Source organism: Prolixibacter sp. NT017 (assembly GCF_009617875.1).
Lineage (GTDB): Bacteria > Bacteroidota > Bacteroidia > Bacteroidales > Prolixibacteraceae > Prolixibacter.
In genome coordinates this window covers 755,249-777,889 of sequence record NZ_BLAV01000001.1, presented here as the reverse complement: position 1 = coordinate 777,889, position 22,641 = coordinate 755,249, and the positions used below count along the sequence as shown (strand labels likewise).

The window sequence follows — 22,641 nt, the reverse complement described above, 5'->3', positions numbered from 1 at the left end:
CTATCCTTTTGCGTTGGTAAAGGGTTCGTTTGTCGTGGGCATAACCGTCGGCTGCGTCCGGAAGCGCTGTTCCATCAGGTTCGTTTTGTCGGCACTGCCTTTGCTGGAGCCGAAGAAGTACGAGAGTACCATGGTGAAGCCGGCCACCAGGGCACCAAACAGCTGGTTAATGGCTCCGTTGGTGGAGAAGGTCTTCCCGTTGAACGAACCGATGACGGCCATCATCACCAACGTAAAGAAACCGACCACCACAATAATGGCTAATGCCAGGAAAAGCCAGTCGCGACGTCCGGTAGCATTGGTTACCTGGATTTCACGCCGGCGGGCATCCTGCACATCACCCAGGTACGATTGTGTTTCTTCCAGTTCGATGCGGGCCGATTGCAGCAACAGCTCCTGCAACTGCACCTTGTTGGTGGCTTCCAGCTCTTTCAGTTTCACCAGCAGCTCCGGATGGTCGCTCAGCTGTTTCTCGATAGCTTCCGGGTCATCGTCGAGGATGCCGGTCGCGCCTTTAACGAGGTTAATAATCCGGTCGGATGCTCCGCCGGTAACAATGCTCCCTAACAGGGGAAGGCCTTTTTTGAGCAAGGTTTCGCCCAACTTTCGCAGGCCGCTTTTCTTGTCTTTTTTCATGTGTATAGGATTGGTAGGTAAACGATTGATCAGCTTAATCTCTCCTGCCCGGAGTAAGCAGGATATTTTTCTCATTGATAGGATAAACACGGGAACCGGTTACCTCCGGAGTGAGGTTTCCCAGTAGGGTTAAAAGGTTGTTCGTCGGTCGTTTCATCAGTCTCAGTTTAAGGTTATACTTGTCACTTTCAGCCGGGAATCACCTGTTGATTCCGGTTGTTTTCTTTTTTTCCCCCGTAAAACTGATGCTATTGTTTTCTGTCTGTGGCTAGCCGGGCGATCGCCCGGTTGAACCAAAATGATAGCCTAACTTAATCATTATATCGTTAAGAGTCAATCTAAACAAGAGTTAATCTGACTATATACGAGTTCTACCCTGTAAAACAAGCGACCCGTAACCGCCATCATTCTTTCATAACAACGGCTTTTCATTTTTTCCAATCTGCGACAGTTATATACATTGCGCCATATTATTTAAATCCATTATAAATTAAAAAGCAAATAACTAAGTCCTTCCCTATATATCAACCCCTTACAAACATCAGCATCAAAAGGTGTTCCCTTCTCTTTCTCCCCGGTAATATTTTATTTTCACATTTCGTTCTATATAAAAAGGGCGTAGCTCCAAAGCTTTTTATAGTTTAACTATGAGGATTATTCGCACGCTGGATATACAATATTTGCTGATACTACTGTTCGTTCCATTATTCATACAACCTAATGGAATTTTCGGCAGGAATATGCCGGTTCATCACCTTTCTGCTATCAGTGACATAAAAACAGATAAGGATAATAACTTCAAACCCGACCGGTTAGGCGACACGGTTGCTGTTGCGGGACGGGTAACTGTTTCAACCAGCATATTTGACATACGGGACCGGATGTTTGCCATCCAGGATGAAACCGGGGGAATATTTGTTCTGGAAGACAGCACGCAGCAACTCAATGTGAAAGAGGGAGACAGTGTTAAAGTAACCGGAGTTATCGCTCAATACAAAGGTCTTACCAGGCTGACCCATCCTCAAATCGACCTGCTTGATACCCTGAACAGGTATGTACCACCTCCCCGTCAACTTTTAGGGCAGAACCCTGAGTCATTCGAAGGCGAACTGGTTACAGTGACAGGCATCATTACCAACACAGGTCGCAACAGTGCAGGACATTATTTATTGGTAGCCCCTGAAGCAGGAAGCGATACTGCCATTTATGTCTTTAACTCAGCGTGGCAAAAATATCCTGATTTGTTTGATGATTATGTCATTGGGGAGAGTGTTGAAGTGACGGGAATTCTCGCTCAATACGACAGTCGCGAAATTCCTAACGGAATTTATCAAATCTGGCCCCGAAATGCGGGCGATCTGAGGCAAGTAAAACGAACGCCGCTGTTTTATGTCCGTCTTACCATATTCGTCACCGGAATTGCACTAATCATACTCATTTTCAACATCATTCTTCGTTTTAAAGTAAAACGGCATTTCCAGGAGTTAACTGAATCCGAAAAACGATTTGCAGACCTGGCGGGCACAACTTCATCAATTATCCTAATCTTTCAGCATGGAAAATTTGTGTACCAAAACACGGCACTAAAAAGGTCGGTAAAAGATTCGGTGGCCACCCTTCTGTTGCATCAACTGGCTGATGAAATAAGAAGTTTCGTTGAGAAGAATCCCAGGGTAATTGCGTTAGACGAAAAGAGGCATAAAGAATTCCATTACCACTCAGGCGGCGATGACGATATATGGCTCGATTATACACTGGGCCCCATTACCTGGAAAGGAAATAATGCCGTTATTTTAACAGCGACCGACGTAACAGCAAGAAAGAAGGCCGAGGAGGAGGTCAGACGCAACGAAAAGCTCTTCTATACCATGGCTAAATCAGCCCCGGTGGGAATTTTCCGTACCCGCCCCGATGGTTATATCACGTATGTCAATCCCAAATGGTCGGAGTTATCCGGAATACCGGACAGTGTTGCCAAAGGTCATACCTGGATAACAGCGGTTCACCCGAGGGACCGCCAATGGCTGATGGATATGTGGCAACACGACAGCAATCAACATCGGTCGTCGGTAACCCAGTACCGCTTTCTCCATCCGGATGGCCGCGTTGTTTGGGTATTGGGCCAGGCAACTCCCGAATTCAACGAAAACGATAAGCTAATTGGTTATGTGGGAACCATAACCGATATAACCGAACAAAAAACGACGGAAGAACTGGTCAGACTCAGCGAAGAAAAGTATCGGTACCTGTTTCAAAACAATCCGCAAATCATGTGGATATATTCCCCTGAAACGCTTCGTTTTTTGGAGGTAAACGATACAGCGCTGAAGCATTACGGCTACACCCGAAAAGAATTTCAGCAGATGACATTGGTAGATATCCGTCCCCGGGAAGACGTGGATAAATTCAAGGAAGATATTTCCAATGGGAACCCTCTCTCCAGAGCAAATATCTGGCGCCATATCAAAAAGAATGGTGAGATCATCAATGTGGAAATAACTTCGCATCTTTTCGAATTTGACGGTAAAACTGCCCGGTTGGTATTGGTCAACGATATTACAGAACGACTAAAAGTACAGGAAGCCCTGGTCAATAGCGAATTATCCCTGAATGAATCGCAGGAAATCGCTCAAATGGGTTCATGGGAATTCGATTTGGTCAATCACAAATCGTACTGGTCTGAAAACTGCTTCCGCCTCTTCGGGCTGGAGCCGAATGAAACAGAACCGACTTATGAGTATTTCCGGAGCCGTATCCATCCCGATGATCTGCATCTGGTCGATGACTATTATCAATTGATTCTTGAAAAAAAGGCTCCGCAGGAGATGGAGCTCCGTATTGTCTTCCCTGACGGGCAGTTCAAGTGGATCCACAATAAGATCATCCCTGTTTTCAGTGACAATAAATTGATGATTCTTAAGGGAATCAATGTTGATATTTCAGAGAAAAAAGAAACGGAGTCCCGCCTCGCTGTACTAAATCAAGCGGTAGAACAAAGTCAGGTCAGTGTTTTGATATTGAATGCTACCGGGCGTATCCAATACGTAAATCCCAACTTTACAAGGGTTACCGGATATTCGCAGGAAGAGGTCATTGGAGAGACCCCGTTCATCATGCGCTCAGGAGAACATCCCGATGAATTCTTTGAAGATATGGTGAATACCATTCGAAGCGGAAAAATCTGGAATGGAGAAATTCTGAACAAGAAAAAAAACGGGGAAGTGTTGTGGGAAACTGTCATCATCACCCCCATTCAGCAAAAGTCGGGAAAAATAAGTCATTATGTCGTTCTGCAGGAAGACATCAGCGAGAAGAAAAAGCTTTTCGATGAACTGGTGGAAGCCAAGGAAAAGGCGGAGGAAAGCAGCCGGCTGAAATCAGCTTTTCTGGCCAATATCAGCCATGAAATTCGTACGCCCATGAATGGCATTATGGGATTTATCGAGTTAATCCGGTCTACTGAGCTCACCAATGATGAAAAAGAAGAGTTCACTGCACTCATCGAACAGAGCGGACAACGCATGCTCGATACCATTATGAAAATTGTTGAGATTTCCCGCATCGACTCAGGCCAGGAGCAGGTGATAGTAGATGAAGTGAATTTAAACCAACTACTTGATAAACTCCATAGTAAATACCAGGGGAAGGCTGAATTTAGCAATCTGGATCTCACATTCTCTAAAGGAGCATCCGACGGAGAGGCAACCATAGTTTCCGATGCCGGCAAGCTGGAACAAATCCTCCTTTATCTCCTCGACAACGCGATGAAATTCACTTCTGAGGGAATCGTGCAATGTGGCTATACCATGGCTGACCACACCATCAACTTCTACGTTAATGATACCGGCATTGGAATGACGCCTGAACAATGTCAGGCGATTTTCCAACCTTTTGTTCAAACATCACTTTCGCTGAACAGACAGTACGAGGGAATAGGCTTAGGGCTTTCTATTGCCAAATCATATGTAGAAATGTTGGGCGGAACGATGAAGGTAAAAACGGAAAAAAACAAAGGAAGTCACTTCAGTTTCTCGCTCCCATACAACCCGGTCATAACATAGAATATTCATTGAATTCATATCTGTTGGATACCCGATGAAAGCGAGAGGACATTTTTACTTTTCGCATCACAACGCTCCCGCGAACCTACCAATCAATTAATTCTCGATGTAATCTGTCCCCACGTTCCTTTGGACAGGAAGCTCTCTTCAACCTGTTCTTCCAACTCTAAAAAGCGCTGATATGGAAGGGCGAATGAAAGCGTATCTTTGTCAACCAGCTTTCGCACAGAAATATCTGTCAGCCCGACAAAGCACGTTGCCCCTCCTTTTTCGGCCTCCGCCAGCGGATACAATATGGTTTGCTGGCATCCTGCTGCGAAGTCTATTTTCACGTTGTCCTGCGTCTCTTTATCGTAATTGGCGAGCGTTATCAGCGCAGAAAGCTGATCGGCATTAGCCAGGAAAATAACCACTTCCGGGGTTTCGTCTTCTTTCATCTCCAACAGTGGTTTAAACACCATGTACTTCTCAGTCACAATCTCAGGTAATCCGTTGGCAAATTTTTCGGCCAAATCTCTATTCTTCAGATAGAACTCGCCTTCCCGTCCATCGGGCCAACCGTCCGACAAAAGATGGGTAATGAAATCCATGTTGTAACAGCCGAGGCCCAGACCAACCTGACCACCCATGCAAGGGGTCGATTTTTCATCGAATACCGCTGTTTTCCCTTTCGTTGCGGCGTTTAACAACGAAATGACACAGCCCCATCGTCCCTCTTTAAACTGGGTGGCATTACCGGGTTTAACATTGGAACGGAACGCGGCAACCGGGTGATTTTTCAACCCGATAGCCTCTGCAATCTTACTTTTGGTAATCACACTCATGATTTCTCTTCACTAATTATTCCTTTTGTTTATCCATAGCTCTTTTCAGAGATATGACTTTCGTTTAAAGATATCGTTCTAAACGATTCGCCCTTATCTCAAGCGTCTTTGAATGAATTTAAATTGGGAAGCCCATACGCAAAGCCATGACAGGGTTTGGAACCTCATCCTTTCATTCCCGACGCTGTTTTATACCACCGTCAGGGTTAGACAACCACTGACGGGGAATGGACCGCTACCCTGTCGGTGCTCGAAGCCCCGACGTTTTTTTAACCGTTTTGATACCGACAACATGTGAGCCGGCAACCTCCAAATCATCACAAATAGGTATTTCAAACCATCCTCTCAGCCTGTAGTTTTGCCATCATAATAAGTTAACCTAAATGACAATAGCACAATGCGAACTCTACTTTTATTGATTCTGGCGGGCATTTTTTCAGGGGTAAATGCCCAGACAAACGACAGCTTATCCAATGTTTATCTGAACAGCGCCGATAATCAAATGCTAAATACAAGCCGGCTGACAATCGGAGGCTACGGAGAAATCCATTACAACCAGCCGTTAAATTCCGGTATCCGCAATAACGGTTCTCTGGATGTACACCGAATGGTACTGATGTTTGGCTATAAATTCAACGATCGGGCGCAGTTTGTCTCCGAAATTGAATTCGAACATATTGGTGAAGTAGCCGTCGAACAGGCGTTCCTGCAATATAAAATCAACAACTACATCAACTTCCGGGGAGGTCTATTGCTAACCCCAATGGGAATTATCAACGAATACCACGAACCAACAACATTCAACGGGGTGGAACGCCCGTTCGTGGACAAATACATCAGCCCGACTACCTGGCGCGAAGTGGGAGCCGGTTTCTCCGGAACATACCTTCCGGCGTCTCTGAAATACCAGGTATACGTCGTCAATGGCTTCAAAAGCTTCGATGGTTCGGGTACCCTGAATGGTAAATACGGCCTGCGGAAAGGGCGGCAAAAAGGGGCTGAGTCGTTTATGAGCGCTCCTAATGTGACCGGAAAAATCGAATACTTCGGTGTCCGCGGATTGAACGTAGGCTTATCCGGATATTTCGGTAAAACACAAAGCACGTTATACGATGGTGTTGACAAGAATGACCACACGGCAATCGCTCATGCCGACTCTTCTGTCGTCGGCGTATCGATGGTAGGTGTCGATGCCCGTTATACCACAGGGGGATGGCAGTTGAGAGGTCAATACTATTATGCCGGTCTTTCCAACACCGGGGCATATAACCGATTCACTGCGGCTAACGGAACGCCAAATGATTTGGGTAGTTCTTTGATGGGGTATTATGCAGAAGCCGGCTACAATGTTTTTCGTGGATTGGAAAAAGAATACGGGGAGCTGATTCCGTTTGCCCGCTATGCATATCTCAATACGCAGAATACCGTAGCAGCCGGTATCTCCCGCAACAGCAACAATGAGAAAAAAATCATCACCACCGGTTTAACCTGGAAGATAACTCCCGGGGCCGTTATCAAAGCCGATATGCAATTTATGAAATCGGAAGCTGACAACGCCTGGTCAAAAACATTGAATACAGGTATCGGCATCATGTTTTAACCGACCAATATGAAGAAAATTCTACTTCTTTTGAGTTGGCTGCTGGTAAGTACGGGAACGTTCGCAGATAAGGGAATTGATTTTGCCAGCAAGCCGTTCATCCGGGCTATCGAAAAAGAGGATCTGAATGGAGTCTCCGACCTGGAAGAACTACAATTTTCTGATGACGTACCGACAGAGAACATACATGGTAAGTTCTTCCAAACACGCGACGAGAATCGCCAGAGCCCGGTGCGGTATGCATACGTTGGCAGGGTAAACAGCTGTCGTACCGGAGGATGTGCCGCACCCGGTAATATAACGGGTGAAATTGGATACGAGTATTTCGATTATTTCATTTTGTTTGATGCCCGTGGAAGTATCCTTCAAACCAAAGTATTCAATTACCAGGCTACACACGGACAGGAAATTACCGCACGCGGGTGGTTGAAACAGTTTGATGGCTACAGCGGAAAGAACGATCTTCGCGTAGGACATGGAATCGATGCGATTTCCGGTGCTACCATATCGGTTTATGCCATTACAAGGGACGTAAAGGAAAAGACTCAGATGTTACAACAATGGCTAAGAACAAGTATTTCCCAAAAATAAACTCAAGTACAACTACGCGATGTTCAACTTCAATTCGAAGAAGACAATATTAACCAGAGATATGGAAAAGCCCCTGACCAGGTAATAAAAAAGCCCGACTGATACCAGTCGGGCCCATCTAATCCAACCTATGCGAATTACGGATCCAGCGGATCCATTGGATCAATAGTCAACGATTCAAGACGTGGTGTGAACTCGGTATCGTTCCGACTTAACCGTTTGCCGGGCACATAAGGCATGTAGCCAAACGCTTCCACACAGCGCTTCTCAAATCCCATATTCGTGATGTAGTAACTCTGTCCTTTCGTGGTAGTGCAAAGCGCCTTTTTATGGATGGGTATTCCGTAATGAATCATCAACCGGGCTGCATTGCGGTAGTTCGTTGTGGTATGCCGCGCATGGGGCTCGATGATGATAGCGCTTTCCGGGACACCGTATTGCTCCATCAATTCTTTTTTCATCTCGACAGCTTCGCAAAATGGCGTTTGGTCGGGATGCACATAGCCACCGGAAGCGATGATAAACGGTGCTTTCTTTTCGAAATACCGCTCGGCAGCTAGTTTGCAACGCAGCATGCCGGCCGGGCTCAAATCGACACCTTTCTTTTCCGGGCCGTATCCGGGCAACAAGATAGACGTATAAGGATATTCGTCGAAGTTGGTTTTCTGCACCTGCTCCCACGCTTTGGCATTCTCGCCGGTCGCCATGGGTTCAAAACGGGCCGCTTCATCGCGATGGTTCATCTTCAATAGCCACAGCGAAAAGGAAAGAGAGGGCTGAAAGAACAAGCTCATGTCCTTCGTATCGTCACCCACATTGCTCGCCAGCATATTAACCAGCATTCGGTAATACTGTGAATTTACGTCGTAGCTCACCGAATCGATTTTCGGGTAGAGCGGCTTTTCGCCCAAAGCGTAAGTCCGGATAATTCCGTTGATTCCTTTGGCGGAAATCTTCCAGGCTTGCGCCAGCAATGCGGCATCATCTAATTTGGCAAAATGTTCGTAGGCTCCACTGGGGCGAATCTGTTCATTCACCAACGCTTGCAATGCAGCATTCGATTGATATATTTTCTTCAGCTCATCGCCCACTTTTTCAATTTCGTCATTGCTTAGCAGGAATAGTTCGGCCCAATGGGAAGTTTTGTCCCGCATCGATTCCATCGACTGATTCGGTAAGTCATAACCGGTAGCCTCTTTGATGTTTTTCACCCGCTCGGACAACAGCGATTTTAACACCGGATCGGCTGCCAGCGCCTCTTGTACCGCCGGTATTTTCTCCATCAGGGTCAACAGGTAAAAGTTTTTATCCTGCACATAATTGCCTGATAAGGTCCATCGGTATCCCGGCTGGTAATCCACTTTCGCGGAAGCAGTTTGTGCTTTTCCCACCAGAGTGAACAATACCAGGACAACCAACAATACTATTTTTCGATTGCTCATAAGTTGAAATTATTTTCTGTTAAAAAAAAACCGGCCCCCGTCAATACAATTCTGGGGGCCGGGTACTTTGGTGTTATCTAATAGAGAATGTATGAACTTAGTAGCCCGGGTTCTGCGTAATCATGCCTTTGCCCAGGTCGACCATTGCCTGCGGAATAGGGTCGTACTCATTCTTACCAGCCGTAAAGTGGGCATTAGACAAGTGGGTACGACGGGTTTTCTCTACCTCGAAGTAGTTATTCATCACACTGTCGGCAATCCCCCAGCGAACCAAATCGAAGAAGCGGTGTCCTTCGAGCGCAAATTCCAACCGGCGCTCGGTACGCAAAGCCGTAGTTGCTTCTGCCTTATCGGCGAACGGTGTATTGTACGTATCGATGCTGTAGTTGGCTGCCGGTGTTCCGTCGTCGAATTTCACGACTTCGCTGTTCTTAGCCCGTCCGCGAACCATGTTGATATAGGTACGTCCGGTTTCCAGGTCGCCGGTCTCGATGGCAGCTTCTGCTCTCCACAACAATACATCGGCATAACGAATGATGTAATAGTTCATCGACGTAACATAAGGCCAAACCTGAAGATAAGCCGGAGAGTTTTTCGAAACCTGGCGTTTCTTTTGGATGAATTCGCCATAAGTTACCGGGTCACGAGGTTCCCAGTCGTAGATCCCCATATCGAGGTACGGAATTCCGTGACGACCAACCGTATGATCGAGACGCGGATCGACATAATCATTATCCGTTACGTTAACGTTATCGTCAACGGGCATACCCGATGCATCGGTTTTAAATGAATTGACCAGGTTCTGCGAAGGACGCAGAAAGCCGTAGTTCGGATAAGGACCTCCGGGAGTCAACAAACGGTCGCCAATGGAACCATTGTAGTTATTGGGCGAACCATCGTTGATGGAGTTCTGCACGGCAAAAACAACCTCGGGACCATTGTCGTTATCCGGAAGGAAAACATCGCGGAAGTTGTCCATCAGATGGTATTTGCCTGAATTGATCACATCGTCGGCCGCGGTAATGGCATCGTTCCAATCCTGCATGAAGATGTAACACTTCGCCATGTAAGCACGGGCAGCCCATTTGGTCGGGCGGGCCGGCTCTGCTGACTGATCGGCCGGCAACACCTTGTACGCCGCATCGAAATCGTCCAGAATTTTCTGCCAAAGCTGGTCAGATGTTAATTCAGTATTCGATTTATAGTACGAGTCGGTGGTTTCATCGGTCTCGTCAATCCACGGAATGTGGTTATAAATCTTCTTCAGCTCGAAATAGTAGTGACCACGCAGGAAACGCATTTCTGCAATACGCTGCTTTTTCAGCTCCGGGTCGAACGTCTCCGATTTATTCAACTCGCGGATGGCAAGATTAGCCCGTTTCACCCCTTCGTAAAGGGCCAGCCATTTCCGGTCCACATCGATAATGGACGGATTGGTTTGGAAAATCTCCATCAGATGAATCTGGTTCTGGTCACCGGTACCACCACCCCCTTTATAAGCATCGTCCGAAACTACATCACCGAAGCTCCAGTTCGAAGCCGGCGAGTTAAAGGCATTCGACGCCTCGTCGAACTGACCGTTCAAAACCGAATAGGCTGAAACGACGAGCCCTTCCAGGTTATCAGGCGTCTGAACCTGGGTTTCCGATAATTCCCCGATGGGAGTATCGTTGAGAAAGCTTTTGCTACAGGAAGAAAAAGCAAAGCCGATTATGATGATAAATAAATATATACGTCTCATTTTTCTATTCATTTTATACACTCCGTTTTACCTTTTAAAATTCCAGATTCACACCCAGTGTATAGGTACGTGCTGCAGGATAAATACCGCGGTCGACACCGATATCCAGGTTTTTGTGAGCTGAACTGTAGTTCTGCAATCCGACTTCCGGATCCAAACCTTTGTAATTGGTAATAGTGAACAGGTTTTGTGCCTGTACATAGAGGTAGAACCGCTTGCTGTGCAGTTTTCCTGCCGGAAGGGTATATCCCAGCTTCACATTCTGCAGGCGGACATAATCGGCGTCCTGAACATAGTAGCTCGAAGGACGAATATTATTGTTCGGGTCGTCAAGAGACAAACGCGGAACAGTAGCATTCGGGTTGTCGGTTGTCCAGGCATTCAGCGTACGCGACTGCTTGTTGTATGCCGACAAATCGAAGAAATCGCCGTAGTAACGGGTCAGGTCGTAAATCTGGGCACCCACGCTTCCTCGTGCGAACAAGGAAAAGTCCCAGCTACGGTAGTTCAGACTGAAATTCAGGCCAAACGACATATCAGGATGCGGACTTCCGATGAAAGTACGGTCGTTAGCATCAATCACACCGTCGTTATTCAGGTCAGCAAACTTGATATCACCTGGCTGAGCATTGGGTTGTTTCCCCCATGCATCCACTTCGGCCTGCGTTTTAAACAGGCCCAGCGCCTTATAGCCATAGAAAGAAGAAATGGGTTCACCAACAGCTGAACGCGATGTCTCCTGGTCGAAGTTCACACTGTGCAGATACGACCCTGGCAAACCGATATAGTCGATATCTTCCGGCAACGAAGTCAATTCATTCTTCACATGCGACAGGTTTAGCCCAAGATTCCATTGCAGGTCGTTTACCTTTTTACTGTGGTAATTCAGAGTAATCTCGAAACCTTTGTTCTGCATTTCACCGGCATTGGTCCACACCGTTTGTGTAGTACCACCAATGGTCGGAGGCAGCGGCCGCTCCATCAACAGGTCTTTGGTGGTCTTGATGAAATAGTCACCGGTAAATTCGATGCGGTTTTTCACCAGTCCTAAATCGACACCAAAGTTCGTCTGAGTAGTAGTTTCCCATTTCAAATCGGGGTTACCGTTTCTACTCGGAGTAAAACCGGTATATACCGATGTCTGCGCACCGTCCATGGCATAGTTGGAATAGTACGGGTTGCTGTAGTAAGAAGAAATGGTACTATAAGCCGGGACATCCTGGTTACCGTTCTGTCCCCAACCGAAGCGTAACTTCAGGTTCGTAATGGCATCCACGTTGAAGAATTTCTCTTCACTGACGCGCCATCCGGCAGAGATAGCCGGGAAGTTTCCCCATTTGTTGTTACCCAGTTTCGAAGAACCGTCACGACGGAAGGTAGCCGACAACAGGTACCGATTATCATAGCTATAGTCTACTTTACTGATGTAGGAAATCATGCTCCACTCAGTTCCTGTTCCTGTGTTTTTCTGCGAACCACCGTCTCCGGCGTCCAGGTAGCGGAAGTTGGGATCGTCGTAAGCAAATCCTTCACGGAAACCGGTAAATCCTTCCATTTGCGATTTCAGCGTTTCCATACCAGCCAACACGTTAATCGAGTGTTTACCAAACTGATGAACGTAATTCAATGTATTCGTCCAAACCCAGTCAAACTTCCAGTTATTACTGGTTTTCAACGAACTCAGGTTTTGTTGAGTGTATGTTTCAACGTATTTGGGACTGTAATTGCGCTCATAGAAGTTGGTGTAATCGATACCAAAATTTGTCTTGGCGGTCAGGCCTTCAATAATTTTGTATTCAATGTAACCGTTACCAAACAGTTTGAGCGTTTTACCCTTATTATCCTTATTCCGGTACAGTTTACCCATTGGGTTCTGAATATCGTTCAGCGGAGAACTGGCATATTCGCCGTTCAGGTTTTTTACCGGTGCAATCGACGGCATTTTATAGGCCTCGTAAACAACTCCACCCAATGCTGAGTTATTTTCGGCTACGTTGCTCCATGTATGGGAAAGACCAATATTCTCCCCAACTTTCAGTTTCTTGTCGAAGAAGTTATATTCCGAATTCAACCGACCGGAGATACGTTCGAAACCAGTGTATTTAATAATACCGTCCTGGTTGAAATAACCGAGTGACCAGGCTTGTCTCGACTTGTCGTCACCTTTCGAAAAAGAGACATTATACGATTGTACCGGAGCTGTCCGAAAAATTTCGTCCACCCAGTTGGTATTGGCTGACGGTTCTGTTTGAGCAGCATCGAGATATTGCGGGATAACCGGTGTTGCTCCGTTACCATAAATTTCGTTCGCCGGTGTAGCGCCGTCGTTTTTAATAGCCTGCCAAAGCATGTCACCATACTGCTGTGCATTCAGCATGGTTAACTTATTGGCTGCCTGCTGCAAACCAACGTAAGCATCAACGCGAAGAGACGGTTCTTTTGATTTTCCCTGACGGGTAGTGATAATCACAACACCGTTCGCCGCACGTGCACCATAGATAGAAGCAGAAGAAGCATCCTTCAGTACCTGAATCGATGCGATGTCGTTCGGGTTAACCATATTGATTCCTTCTGAAACCGGAACTCCGTCGATAATGTAAAGTGGTTCGTTATTACGAATGGTACTGTAACCACGCACACGAACAGCTACACCACCACCCGGTGAATTATCAGCAACCACATCCACGCCGGCCATACGTCCCTGCAACATCTTGTCGACACTTTCGGTCGGCTGGCTCTCTATTTCGCTCGATTTAACGATACCCACAGCACCTGTTAAATCTTTCTTTTTCACGGTTCCATAACCAATGGCCACCACTTCATCCAACCCAACAGTTTCAGGCCGCATATTGACCGTATAACTGGCACGTCCGTCAAGAGTGATATCCTGGCTCTGCATACCAATAAATGTAACCGACAGTGCAGTGGCATTGGCCGGTGCTGTCAGTGAAAACGTACCATCAGGACCGGTTATGGTACCGGTTGTTGTTCCTTTTACCACCACCGTTGCACCGGGAAGCGGCTGTCCGTTGTCGTCGAGCACTTTTCCTTTGATGGTTTTGGTATCCTGCTTCCCTTTGGTATCGCCGGGCTTCAGAATAATGTTGTTGTTCAGAATGTTTACTTTCAGTTGGAAGGTTTTCGCCAGTCTTTCTGTTGCTTTGTCAACAGTTTCATCCCGCATAGGAATGCTGGCTTTTGTTTCCATTGGCAGTTCTGCTGCCTGGTAGGTAAAGTCATAACCCGACTGATCAGTAATCATGTTAATAAACTGACCCAGAGTATATGAGCCTTCATCGATGTTTATCCGCCTGGATAAATCACTGGCCGAAGCCGGCGTGTTTAAGAACAACAGACTGGGCAGGACAAACAATCCCAGCCTGAAAATTGTCAGGAACAATTTTTTTTTCATAATTTTGTAACAGTTTTGAATTAATTACTAATTCTCTCCAGAGTAAAAGTGACGGTCGCCAAACTTCATTTTTACTCTTTTTTTGTGTTCAATTGTTGGTGATTTTCGGGGGAATCCCGAATAGATAGACTAAGTAGATTAAACCATATATTCCATTTTAGTTTTCATTTCTCTTTTTATCACTATTGTTTTTTACAGCTAATATGCTGTCCCCTTTATCGATAAATTCAACACCCACTGCATACGAGAGCACTTCCAACACCTGATTCAACGACTTTTGTTTGAATTGCGTCGTCAGAACGATTTGATTCAATGCACTGTCGCGGAATACGATGGGCTTTCCATAATGCCGGGAGAGTTTTTCCAAAACCACAGGAAGCGGTTTATTATGGAAAATCAGAAGCTGATCTTTCCAACCGGTCAATTCTGCCACATTAAAGGAATTAACTTCCTGGCTGTTATCACTCGCGTGGTAAGTAAGTTTTTGGTTAGGTTTTAATTGCAGATGTCGGGCTACCGGCGAACTTACGTCAATGGAACCATCGACTAGTGCCACGGTAATAACCGAATCTTCTGCATAAGCATCGATATTAAATCGTGTTCCCAAATCGCGTGTCACTACATGACCGGTCACTACTTCAAATTCCTTTTTATCGTTATGCTTGACAGTGAAGAAAGCTTCGCCGCTTAGGTACACCTTTCGCACCGATTGAGAAGCGTAATTGGATGCGTACCGAAGTTGACTGTTTCCGTTCAAAATCACCTGGGTTCCATCCGAAAGAAGCACACGAACCTGTTGTCCGGCCGGCGCTGATTTTTTAAGCCAGGCCACTTTTTCGGATTTGGATTGGATATCTTCTTTTCCGGAATGATATTTCAGGGTTCCCAAGGCAATTACAGCAGCAACAGATGCTGCTACCAAACCACGAAGAAGCACTTTGCTCCTTCCCTTCTTCCTGACGGGAACCTGTTTTTCATCGTGCGAAATACCACTACGAAGGCGATTCAAACTCCTTTCAATATCATATTGTTGGGATTTTTTTTCTTCAGAAGAAAATGAGGAGGCAAGTTTCTGATAAAGTTGACGGTATTCACTTTTCTGAAGGAACTTCTCCAGTTTCCTCCAGTCGTGGTCCGTGCCTTCATTTGTCAGGCACCGAATAGCTAGTTCATAGAAATCCGTCGTATTCATTAGGTTGTGTTTCTCATATCTGAGACACCAATCAACAAGTCGACCTACTATTCTTCAATGTTAATTATTTGTTAACCGACAAATAAAAATTATCTTCTGACAGGTAATCAGAGGAATACATTAAATTGAGACATAAATCTTTTTGCCTCACTCATCTGATTTTGTACGGTATTCACCGAAATAGAAAGGCGATCGGCAATCTCGTTATACTTTAGACCTTCCAATTTATGCATCCGGAAAATCTGCTGACGCTTTTTCGGCATCTTATCGATGATGCCCTCCACCTGTTCCAACAGCTCGTAATATTCAAGGCCGGCATCTACCCCATCGACAAAACCGGGTTCGACAGTTTGTTCGTGCAGGTAAACAATCTTTCCTTTGGTATTTCCGCGAAGATGATTGAGGGCAGTATTGCGGGCAGTGGCAAAAAGGTAAGCCCGTACTGAGGTATGGATGAAAAGCTCCTTACGTTTGGTCCAAATCCCCAAAAATATATCGGCAACCAACTCTTCTGTCGTCATAGGATTCTCGACAAAAGAATCGGTAAAACGGCATAAAGGAGCAAAATACTTTCTAAACAACGACTCCAAAGCTTTTTTGTCATCCCGGACAATCTGTTTCCACAAAACGTCATCCGGATTCGTCTGTTGCTTCATTTTAAGTCAGGCTTATATTTGGTCTAAATAAGTAATTATTTAAACAGGCCTCAACGATTTCATAAATTAATTTGTTAAGCCAGTGTTAACTGAATGTTCCCCACATAAATGTAACTAATTATATTTCAATTCGTAACAACAACGAAACATTTTTTTTGGTTGAAGCAGATGTTCAAGAACATCAACTCACCTTAGAAGGGTTATTAATTATAATAATATCGAACCTTTTCTACTTACAGCCTACGTCAGTATCATTAAAAACGAAAGAACATAAAAAAACCCGGACCAAGGGCCCGGGCATATATCAACAAATATTTTGCTTATTGAATAGCGCCGTTGATAAGGAAGGCAGACGCAAACGCTACAATAGCGTAAAGCTCCGGGAATACGGCAAGAATCAGTGTATTACCGAATACGTCATAACCAGCACCGATGGCAGCAATACCATTGGCACCTACCTGTCCCTGACGGATTGCGGAGAACAAACCAACTACACCCAGCGCCAAACCAGCGCCGAAGATAGCGGCAGCCTGCAACATGGTGATGTCCGGGCTAAGAGCAGTTCCGAAGTTGGCAAATACGAAGTAACCGGCAAAACCGTAGAGTCCCTGGGTACCGGGAAGAGCCGAAAGAATCATATAACTACCGAATGCATCAGGATTCTTTTTCATTGCACCGATGGCGGCATTACCACCGATGGTTACGCCAAACGCACTACCGATACCGGACAGGCCAATCATCAGTCCAATTCCAATGTAAGCTAATGTAATAGGTTCCATTTCTTGATTATTTATACAGGTTAATAACTTTAATTATTTACTTATTTATGAAATTCTTTTTTTGAAAGGCGTGTAGCGCAAACCACCGCCGGCAAAACCGGAATTCTTGTAAAATTCCACAAAGGTCAAACGCATCGGGTGAACGAATGCTCCCAGCGTCGACATGAAAATCGTGATACCATGGCCAATGAGCAAAATGACTATCATCACCAAAATCTTCACCACCGGAATATCGGGTGACAACTGCATGGCCAGACTATTAAATACGTATCCAAGAATCGCACTGGAAACCCCCAGGGCAAACAAACGGATGTAGGACAACAAGTCACCCATCACGCCGGTCACCATATTATAGGCATCCCACAAACCAACTCCGAAATTGGTAAACACGTTTCTCTCGGGGTTATTGAACAGGAATGCGCCGAGAAAACCGACTCCGATTACGACATACATCACAATATTGACTACAGATGGATTGACTCCCAGCTGACTCATCAGGTACACGATCAAGCCACCGACAATCAATACCAGCCAACCTATTGTTCCATAGGCATATTTCCAGCCGAACTGGTGCTTTTCATTGGCCGCTTTGATGAACATACCAAACAAAATCTGGATAGCTCCCAGCGCCAGGGCCATGGTAAAGAGTTCGTCGTTGATAGTTTTTCCTTTGGCGGCCATACGATCAGCCAGCGTGCCGTAGAAGGAGAACTTCATTTCGTACAAACTCATTCCGAAAACCGTACCACTGATGAGACCAAAAATAATGGTCGCCAGTCCCAGCGTTCCCAACAATTTCATCGGGCCTTTCATATCCGGTTTTACACGACCAGCCATGATGAATCCTATCAAAGCCAGCACAAGACCGTAACCGGCATCTCCCAAACAAAATCCGAAGAAGATCCAATAAAACGGTGCATAGTAAGGCGTCAAATCCAACTCTTTGTAATTGGGAAGTGCATACAGGTCGCCAATGGTTTCGAACATCCGGGTGAACCAGTTATTTTTCAATAATACCGGCACCTTCTCTTTCAAATCAGGATAAGTAGCCTCGTAGTAGACTCCTTGCGTTTCCAGGAACTGATCGAAATCTTTCGATTCATTTTCAGGAATATATCCCTCCAGCACGACGACTTTGTCTTCAGCTGAACGCGGAGAGTTGAGTACCACCTTATCAAAGTCGAACTCCTGCTGAACTTTCAGTTGCAACTGTTCCAGCTCAGGAATGTATTTAGCTGCATACTCATCGTACGCTGCGTCAATCTCCGCTATCTTCTCCCCGAGTTTCCCCATTTCACTTCGAACATAGCTCAGCGAATGCTCTGGCAAGCGAACCGGGTCAGCATCAATATTAACCTTTTCACCTTCCGGGGTAACCGTTACGAAAAAGGTTGTTGTGCCCGTCTCGGAAATGATAAAGGCGTTGTATTTCTCGGGCCAGTCTTTCTCCCAGCGGCGCGATGATGTAGAGAAGAAGTTCATCTCCCAGCCATCTTCTGCAAGGCGCTCAACTGACTCCCAGGAAAAATCGCCCCAGGGCTCCAGCTGATGAACGTCCTTTTGCAGCGTCTGCAACTCCTGTTCAGCAACTTCCCGTTCGCGGCGCATAGCCTCGAAATCATGAAGCACTTTCATCGCGTCAATGTCGCCGGCAGTTTCTACCAGTTCCGCTTCGCGATGATGCAGAAATTGGACCGCATCCCGGATGCGCTTCAGCAGCTGCATCTTCTCACGCAGGGCAGCGTCTTCGACCTCTCCACCTTTCCGTTCTTTCACGTGAAGTAATCCCCGCTCCCGGACAGCGTCCAGAAACATTTCATACTCCCGGTGATATACCAGAAAGGTGTATTTTTTCATTCGTATAATCATGATTCCACCTCCCTTGTTTCCTGACGGGATTTCACAATCTTCTGGGCCGACTTGGAGAGGTTCTCCTTATCTTCCAGGAATCGTTTGATTTTTCGAATGGCATCTTCGTATCCCGGAATCTGTACCTTTTCGAAGAGATTCACCTTTTGAGTGGTCTTCTTACGGGCATGATCCAACAGTATCATTTTCTGGTTGAAAAACTCCTGCTCGATCCCGATTTCGGCCAATTCCTTCACTACTTTGATGCCATCGAGGAACCATTTGGGTTTACTGAAAACGCTGAACTGAGCTATTTCGAATTCCACACCGTCGAGGATAGGTGTCTGGACACCGGCAATCTTTTTCACCGACATCTTCACATCCTTTACCCTAACGAGTGAAACGTCGAACTCGCCCCAAAGTGCCATCATCGAATCGTATTCTTCGATGGTCTCTTCGAGGAGCTTGTTCAGCCTTTTCACCTCATCTTTAGCCCTCTTTACTTCGACCCGCAGCGCCGACTCTTTGTTCTTAATGGTAGGCAAAGCCTTCACCCGAACCTTGAGTTGCTTCTCGAGTCCCTGTAAAGCGGTTTTATTGTATTGAAAATTTATTGCCATATTCTTTACAATTGAAAATGGAGAATGGAGAATTGAAAATTAAGACTTCCCAATACCTTTTGAAGTACGGATAATGGAAGTAAGAGTATTCAACCTCAGTTACTTCATTCATACTCAATTATCAATTCTCAATTTTCAATTTATTATTTATGCCTCTTTCGGCCAGTACTTATTCATCAGCTCCTGCTTGATACCAACCTCTTCAGGTTTGAAGTGTCTGCCGAGAAGTTTCCAGCCCGTGTCCAGCATATCGTCCGTACCGATGTTGACGTCAATAGCCAGCAAATCATTGGAGTACTCTTTGGCAAAATCCAGTGTACGCTGGTCATATTCCGTCAGGTCGAAACCGTTTTCCAGTTTCGTTTTAGCGCTGGCAGCATCGGCAAACAGACGGATGGCTGCGTTCATTACCTGCGGGTGATCCTCACGGGTCTTATCCCCGATAACCAACTGTTTTAGTCGCGACAGCGAACGGAACGGATCGACAATTACTTTGCCGACATCCGAATCACGGCGCAGGAACAACTGTCCTTCGGTAATGTAACCGGTGTTATCAGGAATAGCGTGGGTAATATCACCACCCGACAACGTAGTTACCGCGATAATGGTAATAGAACCACCACTCGGGAACTGAACTGCTTTCTCATAAATCTTAGCAAGGTCGGAATAGAGCGAACCCGGCATCGAGTCTTTCGACGGAATCTGGTCCATACGGTTCGATACAATCGAGAGCGCATCCGCGTACAGCGTCATATCGGTCAGCAGTACCAGCACGCTTTCGTTTTTTTCTACCGCGAAATATTCGGCTGCTGTCAGTGCCATATCAGGTACCAACAGACGTTCCACCGGTGGATTCTCCGTTGTATTCACAAACGATACGATACGGTCGAGCGCACCGGCATTATCGAATACATTGCGGAAAAAGAGGTAGTCGTCGTTCGTCAGTCCCATACCACCAAGAATAATCTTGTCGGCTTTTGCACGAAGTGCTACCATCGCCATTACCTGGTTGAACGGCTGATCCGGGTCGGCGAAGAACGGAATCTTCTGTCCCGATACCAGCGTGTTGTTCAGGTCGATACCGGCAATACCGGTTGCAATCAACTCGGACGGTTGCTTACGACGTACCGGGTTTACCGACGGTCCGCCAATTGCAATCTCCTGTCCTTCGATGGCAGGTCCACCATCAATCGGGTCGCCAAAAGCGTTGAAAAAGCGTCCGGCAAGCTGGTCACTCACTTTCAGCGAAGGCGATTTTCCCAGGAAAGTTACCTCTGCATTGGTCGGGATACCTTCTGTACCACCAAACACCTGCAGGGTCACATCGTCACCAATGATTTTCACCACCTGTGCCAGCCGGCCGTTAATCTCGGCCAGTTCATCGTAGCCAATCCCTTCAGCTCTCAGGGTACAGGTTGCTTTCGTAATCTGTGTGACTTTGGTATATATTTTCTGAAAAGCTTTCGTTGCCATTATGCTACTTTTCTTTCGTTAATGATCTGATTCAATTCTTCTTCAAACTTCTTGAACTCGTCAGTTTCAAACTCCGAGTAGTTCATTTGGCGCAGGTTGTTGATCACTCGTTTGAAGTAGCTCCCCACTTCAGTGAACGATTCAAACTGAAAATCGGTATGGCAAATGCCCATCACCTTATTCAACATATATTCCTGACGTTCGAGCGGAGTATTCATATCGACCTTATCGAATGCATCCTGCTGAAGAATCACAAAGTCGATAACTTCCGACTTCCAGAAACGGATGTGATATTCCACCGGTACACCATCATCACCAAGAATATTGATCTGCTCACTAACTTCCTGTCCACGAAGTAGGATCGTTTTCAGTTCATTAATGGAAGCGATCCACTTGTCGCCAATACGCTTCGCAATATATTCTTCGAACTCGGGATATTCCAGGTATTTGGAATACGATTCGATTGGGTTGATGGCCGGGTAACGTTTTCCGTCGGCGCGGCTCTGCTGCAATGCATAGAAACAACGGGCCACTTTTTTGGTCGACTCAGTTACCGGCTCTTTCAGGTTACCACCGGCAGGCGATACCGTACCGATAAAGGTTACAGAACCTGATTCACCGTTATTCAGGTAAACAAAACCTGCACGGGCGTAGAAGTTGGCAATAACGGCCGAAAGGTCCATCGGGAATGCATCCTGTCCGGGCAGCTCTTCCAAACGGTTCGACATCTCACGCAAGGCCTGAGCCCAACGGGAAGTAGAGTCGGCCATCATCAGCACCTTCAGTCCCATGGAACGATAATATTCCGAAAGGGTCATCGCGGTGTAAACCGACGCTTCACGGGCAGCAACCGGCATGTTCGAGGTGTTTGCCACGATGATGGTACGTTCCATCAGTTTCCGACCCGTGTGCGGGTCATCCAGTTCGGGAAACTCGGTAAAGATTTCCACTACCTCGTTGGCACGCTCACCACAAGCAGCAATCACCACGATATCAGCTTCCGCCTGCTTCGAGATAGCGTGCTGCAATACGGTTTTACCTGTACCGAAAGGTCCGGGAATAAATCCTGTACCACCTTCTACAATCGGGTTAATGGTATCGATGGTACGAACACCGGTTTCGAGCAGTTTGAACGGACGGGGTTTTTCCCGGTAGGCAGTAATGGCTTTTTTCACCGGCCACTTCTGTACCATGGTCACGTTGTGTTCTTTGCCGTCGGCATCCACCAAGACAGCAATGGTGTCGTTTATTTTATATTCGCCTGCTTCGACAACCGATTTAACGGTGTATTTACCTTCAAACACAAATGGCACCATAATTCGGTGAGGTTTACCATTCTCGTTTACCTCACCCAGCCAGCTGGCAGCTTCCACTTCGTCGCCTGCCTTGGCCAGCGGCTTAAAGTTCCAGAGAGTGTCATCATCCAGCGGATTGGTATAATCTCCCCTTTTCAGGAAGACACCATCCATTTTGTCGAGGTCGTTTTGCAGACCATCGTAGTTTTTGGAGAGGATGCCTGGCCCGAGCGTTACTTCGAGCATATGTCCGGTGAACCGCACAGGATCACCGATTTTCAGTCCCCTGGTGCTTTCGAAAACCTGGACAAAGGCGTTGGCTCCATTGACCTTAATCACCTCAGCCATCAGGTCGGTACCGCGGGTCTGGAGGTAGCAGATTTCGTTCTGCGCTACCGGACCATCGGCTTCCACTGTCACCAGGTTGGCAATAATTCCTTTGACTTTACCTTGCGTAGACATATTCGTTGT

The 22,641-nt window shown here is 46.3% G+C and carries 16 protein-coding genes; 3 read left to right on the top strand and 13 right to left on the bottom strand.

Annotation, left to right across the window (positions count from 1 at the left end; translation table 11 throughout):
• Both GJU87_RS03080 and GJU87_RS21555 read right to left on the bottom strand, forming a co-directional pair.
• The gene (locus GJU87_RS03080; RefSeq protein WP_153638154.1) at positions 1 to 636 is read right to left on the bottom strand and encodes a hypothetical protein; all 636 of its coding nucleotides are present in this window, start codon (positions 634 to 636) and stop codon (positions 1 to 3) included.
• A gap of 34 nt (positions 637 to 670) precedes the next feature.
• The gene (locus tag GJU87_RS21555; RefSeq protein ID WP_255454161.1) at positions 671 to 793 is read right to left on the bottom strand and encodes a hypothetical protein; all 123 of its coding nucleotides are present in this window, start codon (positions 791 to 793) and stop codon (positions 671 to 673) included.
• Between the two features lie 490 nt (positions 794 to 1,283).
• On the opposite strand from GJU87_RS21555, the gene GJU87_RS03075 reads away from it, so the two are divergent.
• Positions 1,284 to 4,697 (top strand): PAS domain S-box protein, encoded by a 3,414-nt coding sequence (locus GJU87_RS03075; protein WP_153638153.1) that lies wholly within the window; start codon positions 1,284 to 1,286, stop codon positions 4,695 to 4,697.
• A 92-nt stretch (positions 4,698 to 4,789) separates the two neighbouring features.
• On the opposite strand, the gene GJU87_RS03070 is transcribed toward GJU87_RS03075, so the two are convergent.
• A complete protein-coding gene (locus GJU87_RS03070; protein WP_153638152.1) occupies positions 4,790 to 5,521 on the bottom strand; it encodes a DUF169 domain-containing protein in 732 nt (243 codons plus the stop codon).
• 397 nt (positions 5,522 to 5,918) lie between these two features.
• On the opposite strand from GJU87_RS03070, the gene GJU87_RS03065 reads away from it, so the two are divergent.
• On the top strand, positions 5,919 to 7,121 hold the full coding sequence (locus GJU87_RS03065) for a hypothetical protein (protein ID WP_153638151.1): 1,203 nt from the start codon (positions 5,919 to 5,921) through the stop codon (positions 7,119 to 7,121).
• Positions 7,122 to 7,130: 9 nt separating this feature from the next.
• A complete protein-coding gene (locus GJU87_RS03060) occupies positions 7,131 to 7,712 on the top strand; it encodes an FMN-binding protein (protein WP_153638150.1) in 582 nt (193 codons plus the stop codon).
• A gap of 137 nt (positions 7,713 to 7,849) precedes the next feature.
• Here GJU87_RS03060 and GJU87_RS03055 read toward each other — a convergent pair whose 3' ends face one another.
• From GJU87_RS03055 to GJU87_RS03010, 10 genes are all read right to left on the bottom strand, one after another.
• Positions 7,850 to 9,154, bottom strand: a complete 1,305-nt coding sequence (locus GJU87_RS03055; protein ID WP_153638149.1) for a YdcF family protein — start codon at positions 9,152 to 9,154, stop codon at positions 7,850 to 7,852.
• Positions 9,155 to 9,251: 97 nt separating this feature from the next.
• Positions 9,252 to 10,895, bottom strand: coding sequence for a RagB/SusD family nutrient uptake outer membrane protein (locus tag GJU87_RS03050; protein WP_153638148.1), 1,644 nt, complete (start codon positions 10,893 to 10,895; stop codon positions 9,252 to 9,254).
• A 34-nt stretch (positions 10,896 to 10,929) separates the two neighbouring features.
• Complete coding sequence (locus GJU87_RS03045) at positions 10,930 to 14,307, bottom strand: TonB-dependent receptor (RefSeq protein WP_228491839.1); 3,378 nt, start codon at positions 14,305 to 14,307, stop codon at positions 10,930 to 10,932.
• Positions 14,308 to 14,464: 157 nt separating this feature from the next.
• Positions 14,465 to 15,499, bottom strand: a complete 1,035-nt coding sequence (locus GJU87_RS03040; RefSeq protein ID WP_153638147.1) for a FecR family protein — start codon at positions 15,497 to 15,499, stop codon at positions 14,465 to 14,467.
• Between the two features lie 107 nt (positions 15,500 to 15,606).
• Positions 15,607 to 16,155, bottom strand: coding sequence for an RNA polymerase sigma-70 factor (locus GJU87_RS03035; RefSeq protein ID WP_153638146.1), 549 nt, complete (start codon positions 16,153 to 16,155; stop codon positions 15,607 to 15,609).
• Between the two features lie 320 nt (positions 16,156 to 16,475).
• Positions 16,476 to 16,934 carry a V-type ATP synthase subunit K gene (locus GJU87_RS03030; RefSeq protein WP_106543263.1) on the bottom strand — a complete coding sequence of 153 codons (459 nt, stop codon included), beginning with the start codon at positions 16,932 to 16,934 and terminating at the stop codon, positions 16,476 to 16,478.
• A 45-nt stretch (positions 16,935 to 16,979) separates the two neighbouring features.
• Positions 16,980 to 18,803, bottom strand: coding sequence for a V-type ATP synthase subunit I (locus GJU87_RS03025; RefSeq protein WP_153638145.1), 1,824 nt, complete (start codon positions 18,801 to 18,803; stop codon positions 16,980 to 16,982).
• A complete protein-coding gene (locus tag GJU87_RS03020; RefSeq protein ID WP_106543265.1) occupies positions 18,800 to 19,402 on the bottom strand; it encodes a V-type ATP synthase subunit D in 603 nt (200 codons plus the stop codon). Before GJU87_RS03020 ends, GJU87_RS03025 begins: the two co-directional genes overlap by 4 nt.
• Positions 19,403 to 19,549: 147 nt before the next feature.
• Positions 19,550 to 20,875: a V-type ATP synthase subunit B gene (locus tag GJU87_RS03015; protein WP_153638144.1), complete on the bottom strand. Its 1,326-nt coding sequence runs from the start codon at positions 20,873 to 20,875 to the stop codon at positions 19,550 to 19,552.
• Positions 20,875 to 22,632 (bottom strand): V-type ATP synthase subunit A, encoded by a 1,758-nt coding sequence (locus GJU87_RS03010; RefSeq protein ID WP_106543267.1) that lies wholly within the window; start codon positions 22,630 to 22,632, stop codon positions 20,875 to 20,877. The genes GJU87_RS03015 and GJU87_RS03010 overlap by 1 nt, the downstream gene beginning before the upstream one ends.
• Positions 22,633 to 22,641 lie beyond the last annotated feature (9 nt).

Excerpts from the sequence above, each read along its gene's own strand:
- GJU87_RS03025 (WP_153638145.1), bottom strand. The coding sequence starts at position 18,803 with ATGATTATACGAATGAAAAAATACACCTTTCTGGTATATCACCGGGAG.
- GJU87_RS03020 (WP_106543265.1), bottom strand. The coding sequence starts at position 19,402 with ATGGCAATAAATTTTCAATACAATAAAACCGCTTTACAGGGACTCGAG.
- GJU87_RS03045 (WP_228491839.1), bottom strand. The coding sequence starts at position 14,307 with ATGAAAAAAAAATTGTTCCTGACAATTTTCAGGCTGGGATTGTTTGTC.
- GJU87_RS21555 (WP_255454161.1), bottom strand. The coding sequence starts at position 793 with ATGAAACGACCGACGAACAACCTTTTAACCCTACTGGGAAACCTCACT.
- GJU87_RS03055 (WP_153638149.1), bottom strand. The coding sequence starts at position 9,154 with ATGAGCAATCGAAAAATAGTATTGTTGGTTGTCCTGGTATTGTTCACT.
- GJU87_RS03080 (WP_153638154.1), bottom strand. The coding sequence starts at position 636 with ATGAAAAAAGACAAGAAAAGCGGCCTGCGAAAGTTGGGCGAAACCTTG.
- GJU87_RS03070 (WP_153638152.1), bottom strand. The coding sequence starts at position 5,521 with ATGAGTGTGATTACCAAAAGTAAGATTGCAGAGGCTATCGGGTTGAAA.
- GJU87_RS03035 (WP_153638146.1), bottom strand. The coding sequence starts at position 16,155 with ATGAAGCAACAGACGAATCCGGATGACGTTTTGTGGAAACAGATTGTC.
- GJU87_RS03040 (WP_153638147.1), bottom strand. The coding sequence starts at position 15,499 with ATGAATACGACGGATTTCTATGAACTAGCTATTCGGTGCCTGACAAAT.
- GJU87_RS03030 (WP_106543263.1), bottom strand. The coding sequence starts at position 16,934 with ATGGAACCTATTACATTAGCTTACATTGGAATTGGACTGATGATTGGC.
- GJU87_RS03075 (WP_153638153.1), top strand. The coding sequence starts at position 1,284 with ATGAGGATTATTCGCACGCTGGATATACAATATTTGCTGATACTACTG.
- GJU87_RS03065 (WP_153638151.1), top strand. The coding sequence starts at position 5,919 with ATGCGAACTCTACTTTTATTGATTCTGGCGGGCATTTTTTCAGGGGTA.
- GJU87_RS03010 (WP_106543267.1), bottom strand. The coding sequence starts at position 22,632 with ATGTCTACGCAAGGTAAAGTCAAAGGAATTATTGCCAACCTGGTGACA.
- GJU87_RS03050 (WP_153638148.1), bottom strand. The coding sequence starts at position 10,895 with ATGAGACGTATATATTTATTTATCATCATAATCGGCTTTGCTTTTTCT.
- GJU87_RS03060 (WP_153638150.1), top strand. The coding sequence starts at position 7,131 with ATGAAGAAAATTCTACTTCTTTTGAGTTGGCTGCTGGTAAGTACGGGA.
- GJU87_RS03015 (WP_153638144.1), bottom strand. The coding sequence starts at position 20,875 with ATGGCAACGAAAGCTTTTCAGAAAATATATACCAAAGTCACACAGATT.